Here is a 25,244-nt window from a genome sequence, read left to right on the forward strand (position 1 = left end):
GCCGGGGTGCCCCGGCTTAGCGATACAGCGCCAAAAGCTCGTTCACTTTGCTGCGGCCGAGAATATTGCGGCTGATCGTGCGGCGCGCTTTCACCACATACAGCGCAGCATTCTGGTACCAGTCGCGCGTCAGCTCGGTATCGTGATTGGAGATCAATACCGGTACCCGGCTCTCTACCGAGAGCTGATGCGCCAATTGCGCCAGGCTCTGCTGATCGGCGATGCTGAAGCTGTTGGTGTGGTAAGCGGTGAAATTCGCCGTCGCCGACAGCGGCGCATAAGGCGGATCGCAATACACCACGGCGCCGGCCACGGCCTTCGCCATGGTATCGCGGTAATGCTCGCAGACAAAAGTGGCATTGCGCGATTTTTCAGCAAACCAGTAGAGCTCTTCTTCCGGGAAGTACGGTTTCTTGTAGCGGCCGAACGGTACGTTGAACTCGCCGCGCAGGTTATAGCGGCACAGGCCGTTATAACAGTGGCGGTTCAGGTACAGGAACAGCAGCGCCCGGCGGTAAGGCTCGGTGCTAGTATTGAACTCTTCTCGCAGCAGGTAAAACTGATCCGAGTTATTGAATTCATCGGCGAAAAGCGTGCGGGCATCGCGCACGAAGTCATCCGTGCGCAGCTTAACGATGTTATACAGGTTGATAAGATCGCTATTGATGTCGGCGAGAATGTAGGCGTCGTAATCCGTATTCAGGAAGACGGATCCCGCACCCACGAAGGGCTCGATTAAGCAGTCTCCCGCCGGCAGATGGCGACGAATCTCGTCTACCAGCGGGTATTTTCCACCAGCCCATTTTAAAAAAGCGCGGTTTTTCTTCATGCCGTCAATTAGCTACTTATACAATTCAGAGCGGCGGATTGTACTCTGTTTCAGACAGCACATCAGCGCACAAATTTAAATGATTTATTTTTTAAGATCTTGCTGTACCTGATGTACAGGTCGGACCCATGGTTTTTTCGCCTGTACATCCGCCGGCAACGAAGCAATGGCGCGCTTCGCTTCCGCGGAAGACGCGTAGTTGCCGCTTACCAGCACATACCACGGCTTGCCGTCACGCTTGGTGGCGTACACCAGGTAGTTCTGCAGCTTCTGCTGTTTGGCGTAGGCGTTCAGCGTATCGGAACGCGAAGCGCTGCTCAGCTGCAGCGTGTAATGGCTGCCCGGTGCAGACTGCAGCGAACTGCCGCTGCTGCTGACCGCTCCCGCTTTCGCGGTGGAAGACGGCTTGACCGGCGGCGTATACACCGTAGTCGGCGATTTATGCTGCGTCGCGGTCGGTTTGGTGGCGGCGGTTTTCGCCGGCGTTTTATGCTGTTGCTGCGCGGTACCTTGCACAGGGCGAGTCGCCTCGCGCGCCGCGGCGCCGCTCATCACCGTCGCCGGTGCGGTCGGCAGCGTCGAGGCTGCGCCGGTCATGCCCTGGGTCGCGGCATCCACTTGCCCCTGCTGCTGCGACAGCGCATCCGCCATGTTGCCCGGCAGATCGACGCGCTGCTGCGCACCGCCCTGCTGAGGCTGAGTTTGCGCTTCGGTCGGCGTGCCGGAGATCGGCGGAACGCTGACGTTCTGCGGTTGCTGCGGCTGAGTCGCACTCACGCCGTTGTTGTCGTGGGTATCCGTCGTGCCGCCCGGCACGCCGTTGTTGGCGGTGGTCAGCGACGAAGAACCGGACAGGTTGATATCGCGAGCCGCGCCGTTTTGCGCGCCGCTCTCCTGAGCCGCCTCATGCTTGGTCGGCGCCTTCAAGGCGGAACCGATACCGATAATCAGCAGCAACAGCACCAAAATGCCGATGCCGATCATCAAATGCTGGCGCGAAACGGCGAAGCGCGGCGCGGCGGCCGGCTTGCGCGAACGCGTAGGACGACGATCGCTGCTATCAGGTCTGAGATCGTCTTCCGGTTTAAACTCGTCCATCTGAAACCCTCCAACTAGAGGCAAAAGCCCACCACCGTAGACCTACCGTGGCACGGGCAGATTAACCCGATGATGGCAAAGCGACACCCGTCGTGCTCTGCTCACTGTATTAATATAGATGCAAATGGCGGCTAAGCCACTGTTACTTGGTCCGATTTAATTACGCTGCTGCTCAGGCAGGCAGGCGGCGATCGACGCCAGCACCAGCTCATGCCCTACGCCGCCGCGCACTTCGGCCGCACCGATCGCGGTCGGCAGCACCAGACGCAGTTCACCCGCCAGCACTTTCTTGTCGCGCAGCATGTGCGGCAAATAGGATTCCGGCGTCATTTCCTGCGGCCCGCAGACCGGCAAGCCGGCGCGCAGCAGCAGCGTTTTGATGCGTTCGATGTCTTCAACGGAGAACTGGCCGAGACGGTGCGCGGTTTCCGCCGCCATCACCATGCCCGCAGCCACCGCTTCGCCGTGCAGCCATACGCCGTAGCCCATTTCGGCTTCGATGGCGTGGCCGTAAGTATGGCCCAGATTCAGCAAGGCGCGCAGGCCGCTTTCGCGTTCGTCGGCGGCCACGACCTCGGCCTTCAGCTCGCAGCAGCGGCGGATACAGTAGGCCAACGCCTGCATATCCAACGCCATCAGCGCATCGATGTTGTTTTCCAGCCAGACGAAGAACTCGCGATCGAGGATGATCCCGTATTTGATGACTTCAGCCAGACCGGAAGAGAGTTCACGCGTCGGCAACGTTTTCAGGCAATCCAGATCAACCACCACCGAAGCGGGTTGATAGAAAGCGCCGATCATGTTTTTGCCGAGCGGGTGGTTGACGGCGGTCTTGCCGCCCACGGAAGAATCCACCTGCGACAACAGCGTGGTGGGAACCTGAATGAAGCGCACGCCGCGTTGATAGCACGCGGCGGCAAAGCCGGTCAGATCGCCGACAACGCCGCCACCGAGCGCGATCAGCGTCGTGTCGCGCCCGTGCGGTTTTTCCAGCAGCGCCGAAAACACCTGCTCCAACACCGCCAGAGATTTGTACTGCTCACCATCGGGAAGGATCACCTGATCCACCACGACGCCGCCCCGCTCCAGCACCTGCCGGACGCGCTCCAGATAGAGCGGCGCCAGGGTCTGGTTGGTGACCAACATCGCTTGCTCACCCGCCTTCAACGGCATAAAAGAAGCCGGATCGTTAAACAATCCGGCGGCGATGGTAATCGGGTAGCTGCGCTCCCCAAGCGTTACAGTAATTCTCTCCATGTCGCGCTCAGTTCTCTGTATGGTGCGGCGGTGGTTGATCCCCGCAGCGGCGGGGAACACAAATCAGTTTTCCGCATTGGCCGACGGCGAACGCGAAAATCGGCAATCAGTTGCTTTCCAGCATGTTGATGATCTGGTTAGCAACCACTTTAGCGCTCTGATCGTCGGTGCGGATGGTGACATCGGCAATCTCTTCATACAACGGATTGCGCTCTTTCGCCAAGGCTTCCAGCACTTCACGCGGCGGAGAATCGACCTGCAGCAGCGGGCGTTTTTTATCACGCTGGGTACGAGCCAGCTGCTTCTCGATCGTGGTTTCCAGATAGACCACCACGCCGCGCGCGGACAGACGGTTGCGCGTTTCGCGCGACTTCACCGAACCGCCGCCGGTCGCCAACACAATCCCTTGTTTTTCCGTCAGTTCATTAATGACTTTTTCTTCACGATCGCGGAAACCTTCTTCCCCTTCCACGTCGAATACCCAGCCCACGTCAGCTCCGGTACGTCGCTCAATTTCTTGATCGGAGTCGAAGAACTCCATATTGAGTTGCTGAGCTAACTGACGGCCAATAGTGCTTTTGCCGGCACCCATAGGCCCAACCAGAAAGATATTGCGTTTCTCTGCCATGTTTTTCGGTATTACTAAGACAATTCGTTAATGTTAACCCGCCCCGCCAATCAAATCAGCGGCGGGACCTAAACTGAAACCTCATGAGCGATAGTGCGAGATCAGACGAAAAATTATCTCAACACTCTTGGTAGTTTGGCAACCGAATAAATCGCAATCCACGCCGCGGGAGGGAAACCATATGTTTTTAACGGCGTCTTGACGCTAACAAAAAACCTCGGTGCTCAATTCGGTAACCCTTGTAAGCTAAATCGGCCGCAGCGTCAAACGCAGATCCCCCCAAGGAGATAAAAAAGTGTATCTGCTCATCAACTTTAGGAGATTTGCCGTCCGGCTGACAGGTAGCCGCTTATCCCTTAATCAGGGTCGGCGTAATGAAGATCACCAGCTCGCGTTTTTTCTGTTGTGCGCCGCTTTGTCGGAACAAACCTCCCAATAACGGCGCATTCGCCAATCCCGGCACCTTGTCCGCCGTCTTGCCGCTATGCCGTTGAAAAATACCGCCGAGCACCAGGGTTTCACCGTTTTTCACCGTGATCTGCGTTTTAATCTCCTGTTTATCGATGGTCAGCGCTTCCCCCGCGCCTCGGCTGATGGCGCGCCCCGGCATATTTTGGCTGATGTGCAACGTCAGCGTGATGCGCCCGTCCGGCAACACTTTCGGCGTCACCTCCATGCCCAGCACCGCCTCTTTGAACTCGATGGCGGTCGCACCGCTGGCGCCGCTTGACACTTCGTAAGGGATCTCGGTTCCCTGCTTGATGCTGGCTGTTTGCAGGTGGGCCGTCAGCAGCCGCGGGCTGGCGATGATCTCCACCTGATTCTCCTGTTCCAGCGCCGTCAGCTCGAGGCTCAGCAAACGCCCGCTGATGCGCGCCAGATGGAAACCGGCGTTCACCGCGCTGCGCTCCAGCGGCAGGTTGACGCCGAGATTGCCCGGCCGCAGCAGCTGCGCCGGCCTGTCGTCAGGCGCCAATCCCCAACGCACGCCGAGTTCGCGCAGGCTTTCGCTGTTGATGGTCACGATATGCGCCGCCAGCTGGACCTGTGCCAGCGGCGCGTCCATTTCCGTTACCCGCTTTTTCAACTGCGCCAGGATCGGCGCGGTGTCGCGCAGCAGCAGCGTATTGGTGCGCTTATCCGCCAGCACGCTGCCCCGCTCGCTGAGCAAGGCGCCGCGTTGGGCATTGAGGCTTTCGGCAATCTCCGCCGCATCGCCGTTCTGTAACGTCAGGCTCAGGCTGTGCAGCGGTTGCCGCTGCGCCAGCGCCTCTCGCTGCTGCCTTTTTTCCTGCGCGTCCGGCTCCGGCGCAATCAGCATCACGTTACCCTCACGCGTCATCGCCAATTTGCCCATGCGCAGGGTCAGCGCCAGCGCCTGAGGCCAGGGCACATTCTCCAGCCGCAGCGTCAGGTTGCCGCTCACGCCGGGCGCGGCGATCAGGTTCATCTGCCGATAATCCGCCAGCGCCTGCAGGATGACCGTGACCGGCGCATCCTGAAACTCCAGCGAAATAACCTGTTTATCCTGCGCCTGTGCGGCGCCGAGCGTCAGACACCACAGCGCCACGCCCAATCCAGCGCGTCCTTTCATGGTTTCCCATCCTTGTTGTCCATTATCAGCGAGATGTCGCCCTGGCTCGCCGGGCAATCCGGTTCGGCCGCCAGCGCCGTTAACGTCAGGCTGCGCGCCTGCACCTGCGTCACCTGCCAACGCTCGGCCAGCACCCGCTGCTGCGGCCGCAGGCGCAGCCACTGCCCCGCCGGCGTCACCACCCAGCCATAGCGCAGCGTCGGTTGCCCGATGACGCCTTTCAGTCGCCAGCCCGCCGGCGATGCCGCCGTTTGGGCACAAGCAGGCAGCGGAGGCGGCGCAAACGGGTCGCGCGGCTCAGCACATAGGGCCCACGGCCATAGCAGCCACCACCACCCACGGCCGGGTCTTTTACTCATCTGCCTGCTCCTCGGTGGCATCCTGCAAAACCAACCGCGCCGTCATGCCAAGGGGCGGCGTCTCCACGCTCAGCTGCTCGAGGCGCAAATCGGCGGGCAGCGCCTCCAGCAGCGCCAACAAACCGGCGTAGTCAATGCGCAAACTCAGCGTTTGCCGCAGCGGTTTTTCCTGCCGCTGCCAGCGCAGCAAAGCGCCCCCCGCCCGTTGCAGCACGCTCGCCAAATCGCCGGTGGTGGTCGGCGCAAGCACCGCCGCCGGGATAATGGTTTGCGGCGTCTCTTCCAACTGGCTCTGCACCATAGCGATCTGTTGCAGCAGGCGCTGTTGCCGCTCCGCCGCATTTTCCCGCTGACGCCATTCGTCTTGCAGCAGCCAACCGCCGCCCAACAGCGCCAGCGTGCCGATGCCCAACCCTTGCGACAGCAGCAATAGCCAGCCCGGTAAGCTCAGCCAGAGGCGCAGCCCGGAGGACAAACGGCTATCCATCACGCCCCCACTGCGCCGCCAGATGAAAGGAGTACAGGCCGTCTTCGCGTTGCGCCATCTCCGCCAAATGCAGCCGTGGCAACGCAGGTATCCCCGCCAGCCGCCGTTCGAACTGCGTGATGGCCGCAGGAGAGCGGCTCAATCCACGCAGCCGCAGGCCGTTCGCCGCATTGCAGTCCAACGCCGTGAGCCACAGCGGCGGAGGAATGCTGGAGGACAATTGCTGCAGCAGCTGCAAATAACGCCGGTTATGTTGGGCGTTATTTGCCTGCCGTTCGGCGCGGGCACTGTGCATCGCTTGCTTCGCCCGCTCTTGTTGCTGATGGCGGGCGAGCGACGTCAATGCCGCCAGCTCCTCACCCAGCATCGCCAGCCGCGCCTGCCGCTGCGCCTGTTGGTGACGCAGCTGGCCAGCGACCAGGAACAGAGCCAACAGCAGCGCCGTTACCTGCAACAGCAGCACGCCCAGCCAGAAATAGGCGCGTCGCCGATCGCGGCGCTGGCGCCAGGGCAGAAAGTTGACCTGATACATCAACGATCCTCCTCGCGCAGCGCCAGACCACCGGCCAACGCGAACGCCGAGGGATGCACGGGCAACGGCGGACGCAGCTGCGTGAAGGCGCTGAGCGGCGACCAAGCCAGGCAGCCGGCGGGCAGGGCTCCCGCCAGCACGCTGCCGGCATAGACAGGCCGCTCGTCGCCCGCCGGCGTCTGGGCTTGCAGCGCCCGCAGCGCCTGGGCGCCATCGTCGCCCGGCGCCAGACCAAAGGCGAAGGCGCCATCGGCCGGCGCCACCCACAGCCATTCTCGTTCGAGGCGATGCATCAGCCCCGCGGCGGGCGGCACGCCTGCCGCCGTCGCCATCATCCGCAGCGCGCAGGGGGTGATATCGACCGCCTGCGGATGCAGGCCAGCCTGACGCAGACAAAGCAGCCACTGCTGCAGTTCCTGCCGCCGCGCGGCGGTCAACAGCAGCGCCGCCTCATCCCCCGGTGCGGCGCGATAGTCGAGCGCCAGCGTCTGGCCGTCGAGCGGAAACTGCTTCAAACCGTGGCCGCCGATATAGTCGCTGCGTTCCGGCTCGCGCAGCCGCGCATCAGGCCGTGCCATACGCTGCTGCAACACACGCTGCGCCGGCAGGGCAATGCGTAAGGAAATATGTCGCGGCAGCTGGACGCGCCATTGCCGCAGCGCCCGGATCAGGAATTCGGAAGGTTCCAGGCAGCCGTCGCGTAAAACTGCCTGCGGCAGCGCCTGCTGCCACCAGTGGCGCAACTGCCAGCCGTTGCGGCGGCGTTGGGCCGCCACCGCCCGCACGCAGTCGATTTGTATATCCAGCCCCACCTGCCATGCTTGAGGGAACATGTTTCGCAAGCCTCCATAACATCAGATGATAAAAGAACATATCCATGTCGCAGGCTTGCCTTTATACTACCGCGCGGTTGTTTATAAACTGCCCAAATGACTTAGAAATGGGAAATCTCAGGTGAAGTTCGTAAAGTATTTACTAATCCTTGCAGTATGTTGCATCGTGCTGGGAGCAGCCTCGATTTTCGGCTTGTACAAATATGTCGAGCCACAGCTGCCCGACGTCGCAACGCTGAAAGATGTGCGGCTGCAAATACCGATGCAGGTTTACAGCGCCGATGGCGAACTGATCGCCCAATACGGCGAGAAGCGCCGCATTCCGCTGAAGCTGGATCAAATTCCACCGGTGATGGTGCACGCATTCATCGCCACCGAAGACAGCCGCTTCTACGATCACCACGGCGTCGATCCGGTCGGCATCTTCCGCGCCGCCTCCATCGCGCTGGTCTCCGGCCACGCTTCGCAGGGGGCCAGTACCATTACCCAACAGCTGGCGCGTAACTTCTTCTTAAGCCCGGAACGCACCCTGATGCGTAAAATCAAGGAAGCCTTCCTGGCTGTGCGCATCGAGCAGATGCTCACCAAGGATGAAATCCTTGAGCTATATCTGAACAAGATCTATCTGGGTTACCGCGCCTACGGCGTGGGCGCCGCCGCGCAGGTCTATTTCGGCAAAGACGTCAGCCAGCTGACCCTGAGCGAAATGGCGACCATCGCCGGCCTGCCGAAAGCGCCGTCCACCTTCAACCCGCTCTATTCGCACGATCGCGCCGTTGCCCGTCGCAACGTGGTGCTGTCGCGCATGCTGGACGAACACTACATCACGCAGGCGCAGTACGATCAGGCGCGCGCCGAAGATCTGGTCGCCAACTACCATGCACCGGAAATCAGCTTCTCCGCGCCGTATCTCTCCGAGATGGTGCGTCAGGAGATGATCAAGCGCTACGGTGAAAATGCCTATACCGACGGTTACAAGGTTTACACCACCGTCACCAAGCGGCTGCAGCTGGCGGCGCAGGAGTCGGTACGCAACAACGTGCTGGCCTATGACATGCGCCACGGCTACCGCGGCCCGTCCAACGTGTTGTGGAAAGTCGGCGAAGCGGCCTGGGATCGCAAACAGATTGTTGATTCGCTGAAAAACCTGCCGAACTACGGCCCGCTGGCGCCGGCGGTGATCACCGCCGCCAACCCGCAGGAAGCGACGGCGATGCTGGCCGACGGCAGCAGCATTGCCCTGCCGATGGCGACCATGCGCTGGGCGCGCCCATACCGTTCAGACACGCAGCAAGGCCCAACGCCGAAACGCGTCACCGACGTGGTGCAGGCCGGCCAGCAGGTGTGGGTGCGTAAAGTGAACGAGGCCTGGTGGCTGTCGCAGGTGCCGGACGTCAACTCGGCGCTGGTCTCGATCAACCCGAACGACGGCGCGGTGAAAGCGCTGGTTGGCGGCTTCGATTTCAACCAGAGCAAGTTCAACCGCGTCACGCAGGCTCTGCGCCAGGTAGGGTCGAACATCAAACCGTTCCTGTACACTGCCGCGATGGATAAAGGCCTGACGCTGGCCACCATTCTGAACGACTTGCCGATTACCCGTTGGGATGCCGGCGCCGGCACCGACTGGCGGCCGAAGAACTCGCCGCCGACCTACGACGGCCCGATTCGCCTGCGGCAGGGGCTGGGGCAATCGAAGAACGTGGTGATGGTACGCGCGATGCGTGCGATGGGCGTCGACTACGCGGCGGAATATCTGCAGCGCTTCGGCTTCCCGGCGCAGAACATCGTGCATACCGAATCGCTGGCGCTGGGCTCCGCCTCCTTCACCCCGATGCAGCTGGTACGCGGCTACGCGGTGCTGGCGAACGGCGGTTACCTGGTTGACCCGTACTTCATCACCAAAATTGAAGACGACAACGGCAATACGGTGTTCGAAGCCAAACCGAAAGTGGTGTGCAGCAGCTGCAACCTGCCGGTGATCTACGGCGACACCCACCGTTCGGCGGTGCTGTCCGACGACAACATCGAAAACGTCGCCACCTCGCAGGAAGGCAGCAACAGCACGGTGCCGATGCCGCAGCTGGAGCAGGTTACCCCGGCTCAGGTGCAGCAGGACGGCGACCAACAGTATGCGCCGCACGTGATCAGCACGCCGCTGGCCTTCCTCATCCACGACGCGCTGAACAGCAACATCTTCGGTGAACCGGGTTGGATGGGCACGGCCTGGCGCGCCGGGCGCGATCTGAAGCGTCATGACATCGGCGGCAAAACCGGTACCACCAACAGTTCCAAAGACGCCTGGTTCTCCGGCTATGGCCCGGATACCGTGACGTCGGTGTGGATCGGTTTCGACGATCACCGCCGCGACCTGGGCCGTTCGACGGTATCCGGCGCCATCCCGGATCAGATTTCCGGCGGTGAAGGCGGAGCCAAGAGCGCCCAGCCGGCGTGGGACGACTTCATGAAGACCGCGCTGGAAGGCATCCCGGAGCAGAAAGTCACGCCGCCGCCGGGCATCATCAGCGTCACCATCGACAAGAGCAGCGGCAAGCTCTCTGGCGGTGGCGGCGGTAGCCGTTCCGAGTACTTCATCGAAGGCACTCAGCCGACGGACTACCCATCGCGCGATACCGGCACCACGTTGACCGATCCGGGCGGTGAAAGCCACGAGCTGTTCTGATCGAAAAGGGCCAGAGAAATCTGGCCCTTTTTTTGTTTGGCGCGAAGCGTATCAGCGCGAAGCGCGCAAAAATGCCTCTGAGAGGAACAGCGCGCTGACGTTGCGCGCCTCACGAAAATCCGGTTCCGCCAGCAGCGCCATCATGTCGGCGATCGGCCAACGCACCTGCGGCAGGGGCTCCGGCTCATCCCCTTCCAGGCTCTGCGGATAGAGATCGTGCGCCAGCACGATATTCATTTTGCTGGAAAAGTAAGAGGGCGCCATCGTCAGCTTGCTGAGAAAATCGAAGCGCTTCGCGCCGTATCCCACCTCTTCCATCAGCTCGCGGTTGGCGGCCTCCAGCACCCCCTCACCGGGATCGATCAGCCCTTTCGGGAACCCCAGCTCATAGGATTCGGTGCCTACCGCATATTCGCGGATCAGCAGCAGGTCATCACCAATCACCGGCACGATCATCACCGCTTCGCGATCCGAAGGACGCATGCGCTCATACACCCGCCGCACACCGTTGCTGAATTCCAAATCGACCGACTCGACGTTGAACAAACGCGAACGCGCGACGGTTTCCACTTTCAGAATTTTAGGTTTTTGCAGGTGTTTATCCATGATTGCCTCAAAGAGGTTACCCAGGCGCGGACGGGGCAACCGAAATAATGATTGGCGTAACGCACGGCTTGTTGGCGCTCAAACGCTGACCAAATTCGATCCTGATCACATTGTGCGTTAAGGGTAAGCTCCGCCGCAACGAGCATGAGCAGTAATTTACTTTCTTTTAACAAGCGTAGCCAGCGGCGGGCGATTTTCCGTACTGATTCAGCAAACAGCACGCATGAAAATAGGATAATACCGATATCGACGGCAGAGGCCGGTTGCTAGTATCACGCAGGCAAGAATCAGTGATAAAATGGCCTTGCGTCATGAAGGAATGAGATCCAGAGCGAGAATCTGTTTGTTCCCTCATTAGTTCTGGGTGCCTCCTGGCGGTTTACTCCGTATAATATTCACCTTTTCATCAGGTTGGCGAAATTCACGGGTGTGAGATGGGGATTGCATGAGCACAATAGTGTTGATATTGGCCTTAGTGCTTGTCTGCCTGATTGCCGCCGGCCTGTACCTGTGGTTCAAGGCGCGCAACCCGTCGGCGCTGGCGCACGCGCTGCCGTTTATCAAACCTGCCCACCGCAAGCTGACCGACGAAGAGCGTGCTGCGGTCGAGTTCTATCTCAATCAGCAAAACAAGCTGAGCAACAAGCTGTTGCCCGGCGGTGGCGCAACCTTGCCCGCAGCCAAACTGGCGCTCACCCCGCAAAGCGATAACGTTTATCCCGTCACGCACGCCATCACCCGCTATGGGCTGGCCAGCGACGATCCCAATAAATGGCGCTATTATCTCGATGCCGAAGAGGTGCACCTGCCGCCGTTTTGGGAACCCTATATCACCGCCGACAACCATGTGGAAGTGATCCGTACCCAGACGCTGCCGCTGGTGATTTCGCTCAACGGGCACTCGCTGAAAGATCATATTCACGACCGGCCGCAACCGCCGGTGGTGAGCGCCGCGCCGACCAAAAACGCCTCTATCCGCAAGGAAGAGAGCGAGCATGTCGAGCTGGTCAATATTCGCAAGGAAACGCCGGAAGAGCATGCGCTGAACCGGCCGAACGGCATCCGTGAAGCCGTCATCATCTCCGCCGCGCTGCTGCTGCTGTTCTTCAGCCTGATAAGCCCGGTGCTGGTGATCCCCTGGATGATTTTCGTGGCGGTGCTGATGATCGCCTGGGGATGCTGGAACCTGTTCCGCCGTCCGGCGTCACGCGAGCTGAAAGAGATCCACTGTCTGCGCGGTACGCCGAAGCGCTGGGGCCTGTTCGGCGAATCCGGCCAGGGGCAGATCAGCAACATTTCACTCGGCATCATCGATCTTATCTACCCGCCGCATTGGCAGCCTTACCTGACGCAGGACCTGGGCAAGACCACCGATGTGGACGTCTACCTCAATCGGCAGGTGGTGCGCCAGGGGCGCTTCCTCTCGCTGCATGACGAAGTGAAAAACTTCCCGCTGCAGCAGTGGGGCCGCAACGCGGTGCTGGTCGCCAGCTCGGCGCTGGTGCTGCTGTTGCTGCTGATCTATATCCCGCTCAACCTGCCGCTGACCCTCAGCATGGCCTGGCTGCAGGGTGCGCAAAAAGTGGAAGTGACCAGCGTTCAGGCGCTGGAAGCCACGCCGCTGCGCATCGGCGACACGCTGAAAGTGCGCGGCAGCGGCATGTGCTATGTGCCCCCGCCGGCCAATGGGGGCAGCGCCGTCAATTTTGCGCCGTTCGACTGTTCCGGCATCTACTGGAACAACGCCGCCCCACTGCCGCAGCCGGAATCGGAAGTCATAGACAAAGCGACGGCCCTGCTGGCCACGGTCAACAGCCAGCTGCATCCGAGCGGCGCCGATCAGAAGGTCAACCCTCAGTTGGCCAGCGCCATCGAGAAATCCGGCATGATCCTGTTGGACGACTTCTCTGATATCGTTTTGAAAACACAGGATTTGTGCCAGGCAGAAAGCGACTGTGTGCGGTTGAAGAACGCCCTGGTCAACCTGGGCAACGCCAAAAACTGGAGCGGTCTGGTGAAACGCGCCAGGTCCGGCGCGCTGCAAGGCGTCAACGTCCTGCTGCGCCCGGTGAGCGCCGAGTCGCTGGAAAGCCTGACCAAAGTGGCCACATCGTCGTTCATCTTCAATGAAACGCGTTTGGCAGCCGCAGCGCTCAACAGCCCGCCGCCGGGCGGTTTCCTGATCAGCAGCGACGAAGGCCGCCAGCTGGTCAGCCATCCGCAGCCGTCGGCGCCGCAGAGCGAATACAACGCCCTCGACCAGTGGAATGAGTTGCAGCGCCTTTCCACTCTGCTGCTGCACACCCCCTTCCAGGCACAGGGCGTGATCACCAGCCTCAGCGTCGACGCCAACGGCACCCGTCATGTGGCGCTGCACAGCGAACCGGACATGATCACCCTGTGGCGCTACCTCGGTACCAGTCTGCTGTTGCTGGCGGTCGTCATCAGCCTGGGCTATAACGCCTGGCGGCTGGTGCAGCGTCGGCGCATCAATCAGCACCGCGTCGCCGATATCCAGCGTTACTACGACAGCTGCTTCAATCCGCAGCTCAATCCGATGTCGATGCGGCCGATGGCCTGAACCTGACGCCGGGGCCTCCGCCCTGTCATCTGCTTATGCTACGCTAACGCTATTATTCTCATCTGCGGACCGCCCGTCGGTCCGCCCGTGGAGTTTTTATGGTTCCCGAGTTTGATTGGCCGCAGATCGATACCGTGCTGCTGGATATGGACGGCACCTTGCTGGATCTGGAGTTCGACAGCCACTTTTGGCTCAGCCTGGTGCCGCAGGCGCTGAGCGAAAGGCGCGCCATTCCTTTCGACGAAGCCCGTCATATCATTGAGCGGGAGTATCAGGCGGTGCAGCACACCATGAACTGGTATTGCTTCGATTACTGGAGCGAGCGGTTGGATCTGGATATCTACCGCATGACCAGCGAAGTCGGCAGCCGCGCCCGGCTGCGCGAAGACACCGAGCCGTTTTTACGGGCGCTGCGCGACGCCGGTCTGCAAACCATTTTGCTGACCAACGCCCATCCGCACAGCCTGGCGGTGAAAATCGAGCATACCGGCCTCGATCGGCACCTTGATTTATTGTTTTCCACCCACACATTTGGTTATCCGAAAGAAGATCAGCGTCTGTGGCAGGCGGTGCAACAGCACACCGGATTCAATCCGCAGCGCACGCTGTTCGTCGACGACGGCGAGCCGATCCTCGACGCGGCGCGCACTTTCGGCATTCGTTACTGCCTGGGCGTGCAAAACCCGGACTCCAGTACGGCGGAGAAAAGCTTCCAGCGCCATCCGTCGATGCGTGACTACCGCCTGCTGATACCGGCGCTGGCCAAGGGGGAAGCATGAAGGAAAAAGCGACGCGCGACGACGCGGTACGGCTGGATAAGTGGCTCTGGGCCGCTCGCTTCTATAAGACCCGTGCGCTGGCACGCGAAATGATCGACGGCGGCAAGGTGCATTACAACGGCCAGCGCGGCAAGCCGAGCAAGATTGTCGAACTCAACGCCGAGCTCAAGCTGCGGCAAGGCAACGAAGAACGTACGGTGATCGTGCTGGCGCTGACCAGCCAACGCCGCGGCGCCGGCGAGGCGCAGCAAATGTATCAGGAAACCGAAGCCAGCATCGCCAACCGCGAAAAGATGGCGCTGGCGCGCAAGATGAACGCGTTGACCATGCCGCATCCGGACCGTCGTCCGGACAAAAAGGAGCGGCGAGACCTGATGAAATTTAAATTTGGTGAGCCGGAATAACCCCTCACCGCAATGAGAGAAGATTATGTCCAACCATGACCAATTGCACCGTTACCTGTTTGAAAACTACGCGGTGCGCGGCGAGCTGGTTACCGTCAGCGAAACCTATCAGCAGATCCTGAACAACCACGACTACCCGGCGCCGGTACAGAAGCTGCTGGGCGAACTGCTGGTCGCCACCAGTCTGCTGACCGCGACCCTGAAGTTCGACGGCGACATCACCGTGCAGCTGCAAGGCGACGGCCCGCTGAAGCTGGCGGTGATCAACGGCAACAACCGTCAGGAGATGCGCGGCGTTGCGCGCACCCAGGCGCCTATCGCCGACGACAGCACCTTGCATCAGATGATCGGCAACGGCGTCATGGTCATCACCATTTCGCCGACGGAAGGCGAGCGCTATCAGGGCGTAGTCGGTCTGGAAGGTGAAACCCTGGCCGAATGCCTGGAAGCCTACTTCCGCCAGTCCGAGCAGCTGCCAACCCGCCTGTTCATCCGCACCGGCGAAGCGGAAGGCAACGCCGCGGCGGCCGGTATGCTGCTGCAGGTGCTGCCGGCGCAGGACGGCAACCTCGATGATTTCGATCATCTGGTGCAACTGACCAACACGGTAAAAAGCGAAGAGCTGTTCGGCCTGCCGGCCAACGAAGTGTTGTACCGCCTGTATCACCAGGAAGAGGTCACCCTGTACGAACCGCAGGACGTGCAGTTCCGTTGCACCTGTTCGCGCCAGCGTTGCGCCGACGCGCTGCTGACCCTGCCGACCGACGAAGTGGCGGACATGCTGGAGCAGGACGGCAATATCGACATGCACTGCGACTACTGTGGCAGCCACTATGTCTTTGACCCGGTTGATGTTGCCGCTTTGTATGCGGGTAACACCGGCGAAAGCGACCAGTTGCACTAAGTCACACCCTCTTGGCGGGCGCGCTCGGCGCCCGCCAACGCCCGCCGTTTGCACGTTTGCTTTTTTCCGTGTGCTATCTCTCAGATCGTAACGAAATACCGCCTAAAACGTTAAATATTTGATACCCATCGCGGTTACGCACCGTTAGATCCCTACAATTGCCGCCAGAAATTCTGTGACCAAGGAGTAGTAACATGCGCGTTAAAGGTATAACCCCTCAGGATCTGGCCGCTTACGGCATTCACGACGTTAGCGAAATCGTTCACAACCCGAGCTATGAACTGCTGTTTAAGGAAGAAACAGACCCATCTCTGGAAGGTTTTGAGCGTGGGGTAGTCACCAAGCTGGGTGCCGTCTCCGTCGATACCGGCATCTTCACCGGCCGCTCGCCGAAAGACAAATACATCGTCCGCGACGACATCACCCGCGATACCGTGTGGTGGGCCGATCAGGGCAAAGGCAAAAACGACAACAAACCCCTCAGCCCGGAAGTGTGGGCCGATCTGAAACACCTGGTCACCGAACAACTGTCCGGCAAACGCCTGTTCGTGGTGGATACCTTCTGCGGCGCCAACGCCGACTCGCGCCTGAAAGTGCGCTTCATCACCGAGGTGGCCTGGCAGGCGCACTTCGTGAAAAACATGTTCATCCGCCCGAGCGATGAAGAACTGGCTGACTTCGAGCCGGACTTCGTGGTGATGAACGGCGCCAAATGCACCAACCCGAACTGGCAGCAGCAAGGCCTGAACTCGGAGAACTTCGTCGCTTTCAACCTGACCGAGCGCATGCAGTTGATCGGCGGCACCTGGTACGGCGGCGAAATGAAGAAAGGCATGTTCTCGATGATGAACTACCTGCTGCCGCTGAAAGGCATCGCCTCGATGCACTGCTCGGCCAACGTGGGCGAGAAAGGCGACGTGGCGGTGTTCTTCGGCCTGTCCGGTACCGGCAAGACCACCCTCTCCACCGATCCGAAGCGTCAGCTGATCGGCGATGACGAGCACGGCTGGGACGACGACGGCGTGTTCAACTTCGAAGGCGGCTGCTACGCCAAGACCATCAAGCTGTCTGAAGAAGCCGAGCCGGACATCTATCACGCCATCAAACGCGACGCGCTGCTGGAAAACGTCACCGTGCTGGCCGACGGCAGCATCGACTTCAACGACGGTTCGAAAACCGAGAACACCCGCGTTTCTTACCCGATCTACCATATCCAGAACATCGTCAAGCCGGTGTCCAAGGCGGGTCACGCCACCAAGGTGATCTTCCTGACCGCCGATGCCTTCGGCGTGCTGCCGCCGGTATCGCGTCTGACCGCCAACCAGACTCAGTACCACTTCCTGTCCGGCTTCACCGCCAAGCTGGCCGGCACCGAGCGCGGCGTAACCGAACCGACGCCAACCTTCTCCGCCTGCTTCGGCGCCGCATTCCTGTCGCTGCACCCGACGCAGTACGCCGAAGTGCTGGTGAAACGCATGCAGGCCGCCGGCGCCCAGGCTTACCTGGTCAACACCGGCTGGAACGGTACCGGCAAGCGCATCTCGATCAAAGATACGCGCGGCATCATTGACGCCATCCTGAGCGGTGAAATCGACAAGGCGGAAACCGTTACCCTGCCGATCTTCGATCTGGCGATGCCGACCGCGCTGCCGGGCGTGAACCCGGAGATCCTCGATCCGCGCAATACCTATGCCAGCCTCGAGCAGTGGCAGGAAAAAGCGCAGGATCTGGCCGAGCGCTTCATCACCAACTTCGATAAATACACCGACACGCCTGCGGGCGCCGCGCTGGTCAGCGCCGGCCCTAAGCTGTAATTCGGTAGCGTTACCTCTTCAGCTAAGGCGCGGATCCCGCGCCTTTTTTTATTTTCAGCGATTGCTTTTTAACCAGCAAGGCGAGAAAATAAGTCAATGCAATCATTGATAGCAAAGGAGGTTTCAATGGCTACTATCACCGTCAGAAATCTGGACGACGAAATCAAAGAGCTGCTGCGTATTTCAGCGGCGAAAAACGGCCATTCTATGGAAGAGGAAGCGCGCATGATCCTGAAACAGGCGCTGGTGAAAAAACCGCCGCGCTATGGGTTAGGAACACGCATGCATCAGTACTTCGCCGAATTCGGCGGCGTTGAGTTGGAGATCCCCCCACGTGATGAAGCCCCTCATCGTATTGTCAACTTTGATGAAGACGATGAAAAATGATTGTGCTGGATACCAACGTCGTTTCGGAATTGCTGCGGCCGGCGCCTCACTACAATGTATTGCGCTGGTTAGATGAGCAGGATACGTATCGGTTCTATTTGAGCGCCATCGTGGTTGCGGAGCTGTATACGGGCATCGCCTGCAGGCCTCACGGCAAGAAACAGCTCGAACTGCAAACTAACCTCGGCGACATGCTGCAGGAAGAGTTTTCAGACAGAATCTTACCCTTTGACGTCGGCTGTGCGATGCAGCATGCGGAATTAATGGGCGCCAATCGCCGCCGAGGCATTGGCGTCAGCATGCCGGATACCCAAATCGCCGCCACCTGCCTGCATTACGGTGCCGCCCTGGCCACCCGCAACACCAAAGACTTCCTCCACTGCGGCATCGAGTTAATCGATCCGTGGCAGGCGCCGACCGGCCGTCGGTTGCATGAGGATGCGGCGGAATACTACGTGATGAGCAGGAAGTCCTGACGGGGCCGCAGCAACGCGGCCCGCGCCAAGAGCGTCAGGCGTTTTCCCTGGCGGTTTGATGGCCGTTGGCCGACTCTTTTTTCTCCATCGGCAACGGAATATACGCGCGGATCAATAGCCCGCCGCGTTCGCTGGTGCCGATATCCAGTTCGCCGTCGTGCGCGTCGATAATGCGCTGCACGATCGCCAGCCCCAGACCGGTGCCGCTGGTGCTGCGCGCGCTGTCACCGCGTACGAACGGCTGCAACAGATGCTTCAATTCTTCCGGTTTGATGCCCGGGCCGTCATCCTCCACCTGGAACCAGCCGCGCTGCAGCTCACGGCCGCTGCTGACCTTGATCCAGCCGTTGCCGTAACGTGCCGCGTTCACCACCATGTTCACCGCCGCCCGCTTAATCGACAGCGGATGCACGTTCATCATCAGCTCGCCCGGCGACAGCGCGGTTTCAATCACCCGCTCATAGCCGCTCTCCGCCGCGACCACCTCGCCCAAAATGGCGTTCAGATCGCTGCTTTCGGTCGGCATCTCCTGCCCGGTGCGCAGGTAATCGATGAACTGCTCGATGATGGCGTTGCACTCTTCGATGTCTTTATTGATCGACTCGGCCAGATAGCCGTCTTCGGCGCTCATCATCTCCGTCGCCAGCCGGATGCGCGTCAACGGCGTGCGCAGGTCATGGCTGACCCCGGCCATCAGCAAGGTGCGGTCGTCCGCCAGCTGCTTGACGCCCGACGCCATCTGATTGAATGCGCGAGTCACCGACCGCACTTCGGAAGCGCCATACTCGCGCAGCGGCGGCGGAATGATGCCCTTGCCCACCTGCAGCGCCGCATGTTCCAGCTCCACCAGCGGGCGGTTTTGAATGCGGATAAATAGCCAGGCGCCGCCGATCGCCAGTAGCATGATCGCCAGCGTATAGCGGAACAGCGGAGAGAAGTCGCCCTGGTGGATTTCCGTCAGCGGTACGCGCACCCAGATATCGGGCTGCAGCCAGGTTTTCAGCCACACCACCGGGGAGTTCTTGTTCACCTCCACCCGCACATCGGTCGGCCCGCCGAGCTGCTGCGCCATCTGCTGGCTGAGGAACTGGTAGTGCTGCGCCCAGCGCAGGCCGCTCTCCTCCGCCGCCGAGTTGGTGTAGAGAGAGATGCCCAGTTCGCGGTAGATCTCACGGCGGAACGCTGGCGGCACTTCCAGCAGCGTGCCGTCCTCCAGCTGCAGCCGATCGGTCATCAGCATACGCACTTCGTACGCCAATACCTTGTTGAACTGCTGCAGGCTGGGCAGGATGGCGAAGTTCAGCACCACCAGATAGGTCGTCACCAGGCTGACGAACAGCAAGGTGACGATCAACAACAGGGTTCGGGCAAACGAGCTACGCGGTGAAAAGCGCAATCGCCTCATGCCTTACTGCCGTCCGGGACGAACACGTAGCCGAGACCCCAAACGGTCTGGATATAACGCGGATGCGCCGGATCTTCTTCCACCATGCGGCGCAGGCGCGAGATCTGCACGTCGATGGAGCGCTCCATGGCGCTGTATTCGCGGCCACGCGCCAGGTTCATCAGCTTATCGCGCGACAGTGGTTCACGCGGGTGGCTGACCAGCGCCTTCAGGACCGCGAACTCGCCGCTGGTCAACGGCATCGGTTCATCTTCGCGGAACATCTCGCGGGTGCCGAGGTTCAGTTTGAATTTGCCGAACGCGATCACCGCTTCTTCCTGCGAAGGCGCGCCCGGCAGTTCGTTAGCCTGGCGGCGCAGCACCGCGCGGATGCGAGCCAACAGCTCACGCGGGTTGAACGGCTTAGGAATGTAGTCGTCGGCGCCGATTTCCAGCCCCACGATGCGATCGACCTCTTCGCCTTTGGCGGTGACCATAATGATCGGCATAGGGTTGCTCTGGCTGCGCAGGCGGCGGCAGATGGACAGCCCATCTTCGCCCGGCAACATCAGATCGAGCACCATCAGATGGAAGGATTCACGTGTCAGCAAGCGATCCATTTGCTCAGCGTTGGCAACGCTGCGAACCTGGAAGCCCTGCTCGGTTAAATAACGTTCTAAAAGCGCGCGCAGGCGCATGTCATCATCGACAACCAGGATCTTATGATTCTCTTGCATGGTATTACTCCCAAAGGCTTTATTGCCTGACTCGAATATTGTTAGAAAACCTTGCCATTTGAGACAGCGTTTAATGGTATGTATTCTAGACGAAATTGTTACAAAGCTTATTCTTTTCCCCATTTATCAACAATTTTCATCGAATGTCGACGGGGGTTCGTCAAAATTTCGCCCTTTATCGGCGCAATGTGGGGCAGTGGCCCAATTTTACGCAATTTCGCCACCGGCAAACCGCACGGTGGCGTTTTGACGACGAGTCAGGAAGTCTGCAGGAAACGCGCCAGTTGCCGGCGCAGCTGCCGGTTCTCTTGCTGCAGTGCATCAACCCGGTCGAGCAGCGTCAGCGCCATGGCGATCCCCGGCCAATCCAGATCCAGTTCGGCCCGCAGCCTGCGCGCACGCTGCAGATGGCTCAGCGCCGGGTAATCGAACTCCCAGCTCGGCTGCGCCGGCTCCAGCGGCACGATCACGCCCAGGCCGACGATCTCGACCAGCTCATCCTCTGAAATCTCCACCCTCTGACACAGTTCCACCACGGTGAATGTGATCTCTTTTTTCATCATGTGCTTTACTCCCATTCCGCGCGCGGGTTGAACGCCGCCTGTTCAGCCAGTTCTCGCCACAGGGCGCTGGCCTTCTCGTTCGGCTTCGGCGGCATCACCACCTTGAGAATGACATACAGATCGCCGGGCTCTTTCTTGCCCGCCAGCCCCTTGCCCTTGACCCGCAGCCGTTTGCCGCTCTGGCTGCCGGCCGGCACGGTCAGCGCGATTTTGCCGGTCAGCGTCGGCACCTCGATGCTGGCCCCCAGCGCCGCTTCCCACGGGGCGAGCGGCGCCACGATGCTCAGGTTGTGGCCGTCAATCTCGAACAGCGGATGCGGCGCGAGGCGGATGACCAGATACAGGTCGCCGTTCTGGCCGCCGCCCACGCCGGCAACGCCCTGCCCCTTGAGGCGAATGCGCTCGCCGTCGCCCACGCCGGCCGGGATTTTCACGTTCAGCGTTTTGCTGGCTTCGCTCACCTGCCGCCCCAGCTCGTCGTACACCGGCAGCTTGTAGGCGATCTCGCGGCTTTGGCCATGCAGCGTTTCCTCGAGGAACAGCGGCACCTCCATCTCGAGATCCTGGCCGCGGAAGCCATGCCCACCGTGCGAGTGCGAAGCGGAGCGGTGCCCGCCTGCCGCACGCCCGCCGAACATGCTTTCGAAGAAATCGGAGAAGTCTTGTGCGTCGGCACCGCCGCCATGCCATGAAGCGCTCTGCTGATAGCCACCGTGCTCGCCGCGCGCCTGGCGGCCAAAGTTCGGATCGTTGCGGTGCAGCCGGATCTGATCGTACTCGGCGCGGCGCTCTTCGTCCTTCAGCACCTCATAGGCTTCGGCCAGCTCCTTGAATTTGCTCTCGGCGTCTTCTTCGGTGCTCACGTCAGGGTGATATTTACGCGCCAGCCGGCGGTAGGCCGTTTTGATGGTTTTCAGATCGGCGTTGGGCTCAACGCCCATCGTTGCGTAGTAATCTTTAAATTCCATGCGGTAATACCTTCAATGTGTTGGGTTGTGCGCCAAAATTCCTTGTCTCTCTCGCCAGATATCCTCCTTTCGTCACATTCCTTTTCCGCTATCGCTAAGCATACTCCCGATTGTTAAAAGCTGCGCAAACTGAATAAAAACCGTGCGACAACGCGCAGGCCCCCACGCCATTTCTAAAGCCCTGCGCATTCACGTACACTGTGGCGGTGGCCCCATAAAGATAAATCACGATGAGAACTCAACTGATAACCCGTGAAGGGTATGACAAGCTCAAACAAGAGCTGGATTACCTCTGGCGCGAAGAACGCCCCGAGGTGACCAAGAAAGTGACCTGGGCCGCCAGCCTGGGCGACAGAAGCGAAAACGCCGACTACCAGTACAACAAGAAGCGGCTGCGCGAAATTGACCGCCGCGTCCGCTATCTGACCAAATGCCTGGAGCAGCTGAAGATCGTCGATTACTCCCCGCAGCAGGAAGGCAAAGTGTTCTTCGGCGCCTGGGTGGAAGTAGAGAACGAAGACGGCGAGACCAAACGCTTTCGCATCGTCGGTTACGACGAGATCTTCGGCCGCAAGGATTACATCTCCATCGACGCGCCGATGGCGCGCGCCCTGCTGAAAAAAGAGGTCGGGGACGTCGCCACCGTCAATACGCCGCTGGGCGAGGCGCAGTGGTACGTGAACGAGATAGACTACCCGAAGTAAGCTTTCAGCTTTTTCCGAACCGCCGCCAACGCCACCGCCTGAGCTGTTCTCCACGCCGCGGCCGCGCGGCGGCGGCCCGCTCCGCTGGCATTTTCCGCGATCAATCCGTATAACTGTCCCCTGTTTATTCACCGTTCTCAATACAGATACCAGACCTATGAATGACCCACTGAGCCGCATTATTGCAACAGAACTGCAGGCCCGGCCGGAGCAAGTCGACTCCGCCATCCGTCTGCTGGATGAAGGTAATACCGTGCCCTTTATTGCACGCTATCGTAAGGAAGTCACCGGGGGCCTGGACGACACCCAACTGCGCCAGCTGGAAACCCGCCTGGGTTATCTGCGTGAACTGGAAGATCGTCGCCAGACCATCCTGAAGTCGATCGATGAACAGGGCAAACTGACCGAACAACTGGCGGGGGCGATCAACGCCACGCTGAGCAAGACCGAACTCGAAGACCTCTACCTGCCGTACAAACCGAAGCGCCGCACCCGCGGCCAGATCGCCATCGAGGCCGGTCTGGAACCGCTGGCGGACGCGCTGTGGCAGGATCCGCAACAGCAGCCGGAACAGCTGGCTGAACGCTACGTCGATGCCGACAAGGGCGTGGCGGACGTCAAAGCCGCCCTCGACGGCGCGCGCTATATCCTGATGGAGCGCTTCGCCGAAGACGCCGCGCTGCTGGCCAAGGTGCGCGACTACCTGTGGAAAAACGCCCATCTGGTGTCCAAAGTGGTCGAGGGCAAGGAAGAAGAAGGCGCCAAGTTCCGCGACTACTTCGATCACCACGAACCGATTTCTCAGGTGCCTTCGCACCGCGCGCTGGCGATGTTCCGCGGCCGCAACGAAGGCGTGCTGCAGCTGGCGCTGAACGCCGATCCGCAGTTTGAGGAAGCGCCGCGCGAAAGCCAGGCGGAGCTGATCATCATCAACCACCTCAACCTGCGCCTGAACAACGCCCCGGCCGACGCCTGGCGCAAGGCGGTGGTCAACTGGACCTGGCGCATCAAGGTGCTGCTGCACCTGGAAACCGAGCTGATGGGCACGGTGCGCGAACGCGCGGAAGACGAAGCGATCAACGTGTTCGCCCGCAACATGCATGATCTGTTGATGGCCGCACCGGCCGGCATGCGCGCCACCATGGGCCTCGATCCTGGCCTGCGCACCGGGGTGAAAGTCGCCGTGGTCGACGCGACCGGCAAGCTGGTGGCCACCGACACCGTCTACCCGCACACCGGGCAAGCGGCCAAAGCCGCCACCATCGTCGCGGCGCTGTGCATCAAACACCACGTGGAACTGGTGGCGATCGGCAACGGCACCGCTTCGCGTGAAACCGAGCGTTTCTATCTCGACCTGCAAAAGCAGTTCAGCGACGTCCGGGCGCAGAAAGTGATCGTCAGCGAAGCGGGTGCGTCGGTGTATTCCGCGTCCGAACTGGCGGCGCAGGAATTCCCGGATCTCGACGTGTCGCTGCGTGGCGCGGTGTCCATTGCCCGTCGCCTGCAGGATCCGCTGGCGGAGCTGGTGAAGATCGACCCGAAATCCATCGGCGTCGGCCAGTATCAGCATGACGTCAGCCAGAGCCAGCTGGCGAAGAAGCTGGACTCGGTGGTGGAAGACTGCGTGAACGCCGTCGGCGTCGACCTGAACACTGCGTCGGTGCCGTTGCTGACCCGCGTGGCCGGCCTGACGCGCATGATGGCCCAGAACATCGTCAACTGGCGCGACGAGAACGGCCGCTTCAGCAACCGTGAACAGCTGCTGAAGGTCAGCCGTCTGGGGCCGAAGGCCTTCGAACAGTGCGCCGGCTTCCTGCGCATCAACCACGGCGACAATCCGCTGGACGCTTCGACCGTTCACCCGGAAGCCTACCCGGTGGTGCAACGCATTCTGGCCGCTACCGAGCAGGCGCTGCAGGACCTGATGGGCAACGCTTCGGCGGTGCGCAGTCTCAAAGCGGTCGATTTCACCGACGACAAGTTCGGCGTGCCGACGGTTACCGACATCCTGAAAGAGCTGGAGAAACCGGGCCGCGATCCGCGTCCGGAGTTCAAAACCGCGACCTTTGCCGAAGGCGTGGAAACCCTCAACGATCTGCAGGTGGGCATGATCCTCGAAGGATCGGTCACCAACGTCACCAACTTCGGCGCCTTCGTGGATATCGGCGTGCATCAGGACGGCCTGGTGCACATCTCCTCGCTGGCGGACAAGTTCGTTGAAGATCCGCATACCGTGGTGAAGGCCGGCGACATCGTCAAAGTGAAGGTGATGGAAGTCGATCTGCAACGCAAACGCATCGCGCTGAGCATGCGGCTGGATGAGCAACCGGGCGAAGGTTCGCCGCGCCGCGGCGGCAATGCGCCGGCGCAAACGCGCGACAACGCCAACCGTTCGGCGGGCGGCAACAAGGCCAAACCGCGCAACGCGGCGCCGGCCGGCAACAGCGCCATGGGCGACGCGCTGGCCGCGGCGTTCGGTAAGAAACGCTAAGCCAGAACCGTCAGGGCGGAGCCTGCTCCGCCCTTTCTGATGAATAAAACCTGCGGCATTTTTTGACCCGTCTCAATAAACCGTTATCTTTTTACGCCCCGTTCCTGCGTGACCGTCCTCCCATTATTCAGGCAATAAAAATCCTCTCC

The 25,244-nt window shown here is 60.6% G+C and carries 24 protein-coding genes; 10 read left to right on the forward strand and 14 right to left on the reverse strand.

Annotated elements, in window-relative coordinates; all coding sequences use genetic code 11:
• Positions 1-16: 16 nt before the first annotated feature.
• The 9 genes from dam to pilM all read right to left on the reverse strand — a co-directional run bounded on the left by dam (position 17) and on the right by pilM (position 7,617).
• Positions 17-829 carry an adenine-specific DNA-methyltransferase gene (dam, locus tag ACUXAC_RS23450; protein ID WP_038878140.1) on the reverse strand — a complete coding sequence of 271 codons (813 nt, stop codon included), beginning with the start codon at positions 827-829 and terminating at the stop codon, positions 17-19.
• An 84-nt stretch (positions 830-913) separates the two neighbouring features.
• On the reverse strand, positions 914-1,927 hold the full coding sequence (locus ACUXAC_RS23455; RefSeq protein WP_060441383.1) for an SPOR domain-containing protein: 1,014 nt from the start codon (positions 1,925-1,927) through the stop codon (positions 914-916).
• A 156-nt stretch (positions 1,928-2,083) separates the two neighbouring features.
• Positions 2,084-3,184 carry a 3-dehydroquinate synthase gene (gene aroB / locus ACUXAC_RS23460; RefSeq protein ID WP_060424528.1) on the reverse strand — a complete coding sequence of 367 codons (1,101 nt, stop codon included), beginning with the start codon at positions 3,182-3,184 and terminating at the stop codon, positions 2,084-2,086.
• Between the two features lie 106 nt (positions 3,185-3,290).
• On the reverse strand, positions 3,291-3,812 hold the full coding sequence (aroK, locus tag ACUXAC_RS23465) for a shikimate kinase AroK (protein WP_004391482.1): 522 nt from the start codon (positions 3,810-3,812) through the stop codon (positions 3,291-3,293).
• 349 nt (positions 3,813-4,161) lie between these two features.
• Positions 4,162-5,406 carry a DNA uptake porin HofQ gene (gene hofQ / locus ACUXAC_RS23470; RefSeq protein WP_343181936.1) on the reverse strand — a complete coding sequence of 415 codons (1,245 nt, stop codon included), beginning with the start codon at positions 5,404-5,406 and terminating at the stop codon, positions 4,162-4,164.
• Positions 5,403-5,765, reverse strand: coding sequence for a HofP DNA utilization family protein (locus ACUXAC_RS23475; RefSeq protein WP_048232072.1), 363 nt, complete (start codon positions 5,763-5,765; stop codon positions 5,403-5,405). The genes hofQ and ACUXAC_RS23475 overlap by 4 nt, the downstream gene beginning before the upstream one ends.
• Complete coding sequence (locus tag ACUXAC_RS23480; RefSeq protein WP_060424523.1) at positions 5,758-6,252, reverse strand: hypothetical protein; 495 nt, start codon at positions 6,250-6,252, stop codon at positions 5,758-5,760. The genes ACUXAC_RS23475 and ACUXAC_RS23480 overlap by 8 nt, the downstream gene beginning before the upstream one ends.
• Positions 6,245-6,784 (reverse strand): PilN domain-containing protein, encoded by a 540-nt coding sequence (locus ACUXAC_RS23485; RefSeq protein WP_203089136.1) that lies wholly within the window; start codon positions 6,782-6,784, stop codon positions 6,245-6,247. Before ACUXAC_RS23485 ends, ACUXAC_RS23480 begins: the two co-directional genes overlap by 8 nt.
• Positions 6,784-7,617, reverse strand: coding sequence for a pilus assembly protein PilM (gene pilM / locus ACUXAC_RS23490; RefSeq protein ID WP_070913840.1), 834 nt, complete (start codon positions 7,615-7,617; stop codon positions 6,784-6,786). The genes ACUXAC_RS23485 and pilM overlap by 1 nt, the downstream gene beginning before the upstream one ends.
• A gap of 121 nt (positions 7,618-7,738) precedes the next feature.
• Here pilM and mrcA point away from each other — a divergent pair, with 121 nt between their 5' ends.
• Positions 7,739-10,297, forward strand: coding sequence for a peptidoglycan glycosyltransferase/peptidoglycan DD-transpeptidase MrcA (gene mrcA / locus ACUXAC_RS23495; protein WP_047729686.1), 2,559 nt, complete (start codon positions 7,739-7,741; stop codon positions 10,295-10,297).
• Positions 10,298-10,348: 51 nt separating this feature from the next.
• Here mrcA and nudE read toward each other — a convergent pair whose 3' ends face one another.
• Entirely contained in the window at positions 10,349-10,903 is a 555-nt protein-coding gene (nudE, locus tag ACUXAC_RS23500) for an ADP compounds hydrolase NudE (RefSeq protein WP_038878156.1), read from the reverse strand.
• 445 nt (positions 10,904-11,348) lie between these two features.
• Here nudE and ACUXAC_RS23505 point away from each other — a divergent pair, with 445 nt between their 5' ends.
• From ACUXAC_RS23505 to ACUXAC_RS23535, 7 genes are all read left to right on the forward strand, one after another.
• Positions 11,349-13,484 carry an intracellular growth attenuator family protein gene (locus tag ACUXAC_RS23505; protein WP_070913841.1) on the forward strand — a complete coding sequence of 712 codons (2,136 nt, stop codon included), beginning with the start codon at positions 11,349-11,351 and terminating at the stop codon, positions 13,482-13,484.
• A 98-nt stretch (positions 13,485-13,582) separates the two neighbouring features.
• A complete protein-coding gene (gene yrfG, locus ACUXAC_RS23510) occupies positions 13,583-14,263 on the forward strand; it encodes a GMP/IMP nucleotidase (RefSeq protein WP_025304546.1) in 681 nt (226 codons plus the stop codon).
• Positions 14,260-14,667, forward strand: coding sequence for a ribosome-associated heat shock protein Hsp15 (gene hslR, locus ACUXAC_RS23515; RefSeq protein WP_015379306.1), 408 nt, complete (start codon positions 14,260-14,262; stop codon positions 14,665-14,667). The genes yrfG and hslR overlap by 4 nt, the downstream gene beginning before the upstream one ends.
• Before the next feature lie 25 nt (positions 14,668-14,692).
• Positions 14,693-15,571, forward strand: a complete 879-nt coding sequence (gene hslO / locus ACUXAC_RS23520; protein WP_015379307.1) for an Hsp33 family molecular chaperone HslO — start codon at positions 14,693-14,695, stop codon at positions 15,569-15,571.
• 194 nt (positions 15,572-15,765) lie between these two features.
• Entirely contained in the window at positions 15,766-17,385 is a 1,620-nt protein-coding gene (pckA, locus tag ACUXAC_RS23525; protein WP_015379308.1) for a phosphoenolpyruvate carboxykinase (ATP), read from the forward strand.
• Between the two features lie 126 nt (positions 17,386-17,511).
• Positions 17,512-17,772, forward strand: a complete 261-nt coding sequence (locus ACUXAC_RS23530) for a FitA-like ribbon-helix-helix domain-containing protein (RefSeq protein WP_015379309.1) — start codon at positions 17,512-17,514, stop codon at positions 17,770-17,772.
• A complete protein-coding gene (locus tag ACUXAC_RS23535; protein WP_387445120.1) occupies positions 17,769-18,248 on the forward strand; it encodes a type II toxin-antitoxin system VapC family toxin in 480 nt (159 codons plus the stop codon). Before ACUXAC_RS23530 ends, ACUXAC_RS23535 begins: the two co-directional genes overlap by 4 nt.
• A 34-nt stretch (positions 18,249-18,282) precedes the next feature.
• Here the strand turns inward: ACUXAC_RS23535 and envZ are convergent, their stop codons facing one another.
• From envZ to cbpA, 4 genes are all read right to left on the reverse strand, one after another.
• Positions 18,283-19,653 carry a two-component system sensor histidine kinase EnvZ gene (gene envZ / locus ACUXAC_RS23540; RefSeq protein ID WP_038881686.1) on the reverse strand — a complete coding sequence of 457 codons (1,371 nt, stop codon included), beginning with the start codon at positions 19,651-19,653 and terminating at the stop codon, positions 18,283-18,285.
• The gene (gene ompR, locus ACUXAC_RS23545; RefSeq protein WP_004709363.1) at positions 19,650-20,369 is read right to left on the reverse strand and encodes an osmolarity response regulator transcription factor OmpR; all 720 of its coding nucleotides are present in this window, start codon (positions 20,367-20,369) and stop codon (positions 19,650-19,652) included. The genes envZ and ompR overlap by 4 nt, the downstream gene beginning before the upstream one ends.
• A gap of 257 nt (positions 20,370-20,626) precedes the next feature.
• Complete coding sequence (locus tag ACUXAC_RS23550) at positions 20,627-20,932, reverse strand: chaperone modulator CbpM (RefSeq protein ID WP_049202813.1); 306 nt, start codon at positions 20,930-20,932, stop codon at positions 20,627-20,629.
• A gap of 5 nt (positions 20,933-20,937) precedes the next feature.
• A complete protein-coding gene (gene cbpA, locus ACUXAC_RS23555) occupies positions 20,938-21,900 on the reverse strand; it encodes a curved DNA-binding protein (RefSeq protein ID WP_060424513.1) in 963 nt (320 codons plus the stop codon).
• Positions 21,901-22,130: 230 nt separating this feature from the next.
• Between cbpA and greB the strand changes: the two genes are divergently transcribed.
• Positions 22,131-22,604, forward strand: coding sequence for a transcription elongation factor GreB (gene greB / locus ACUXAC_RS23560; RefSeq protein WP_038878177.1), 474 nt, complete (start codon positions 22,131-22,133; stop codon positions 22,602-22,604).
• Between the two features lie 157 nt (positions 22,605-22,761).
• Positions 22,762-25,095, forward strand: coding sequence for a Tex family protein (locus ACUXAC_RS23565; protein WP_387445124.1), 2,334 nt, complete (start codon positions 22,762-22,764; stop codon positions 25,093-25,095).
• Positions 25,096-25,244: the final 149 nt, after the last annotated feature.

The organism is Serratia sp. 121840015-1, assembly GCF_053627655.1.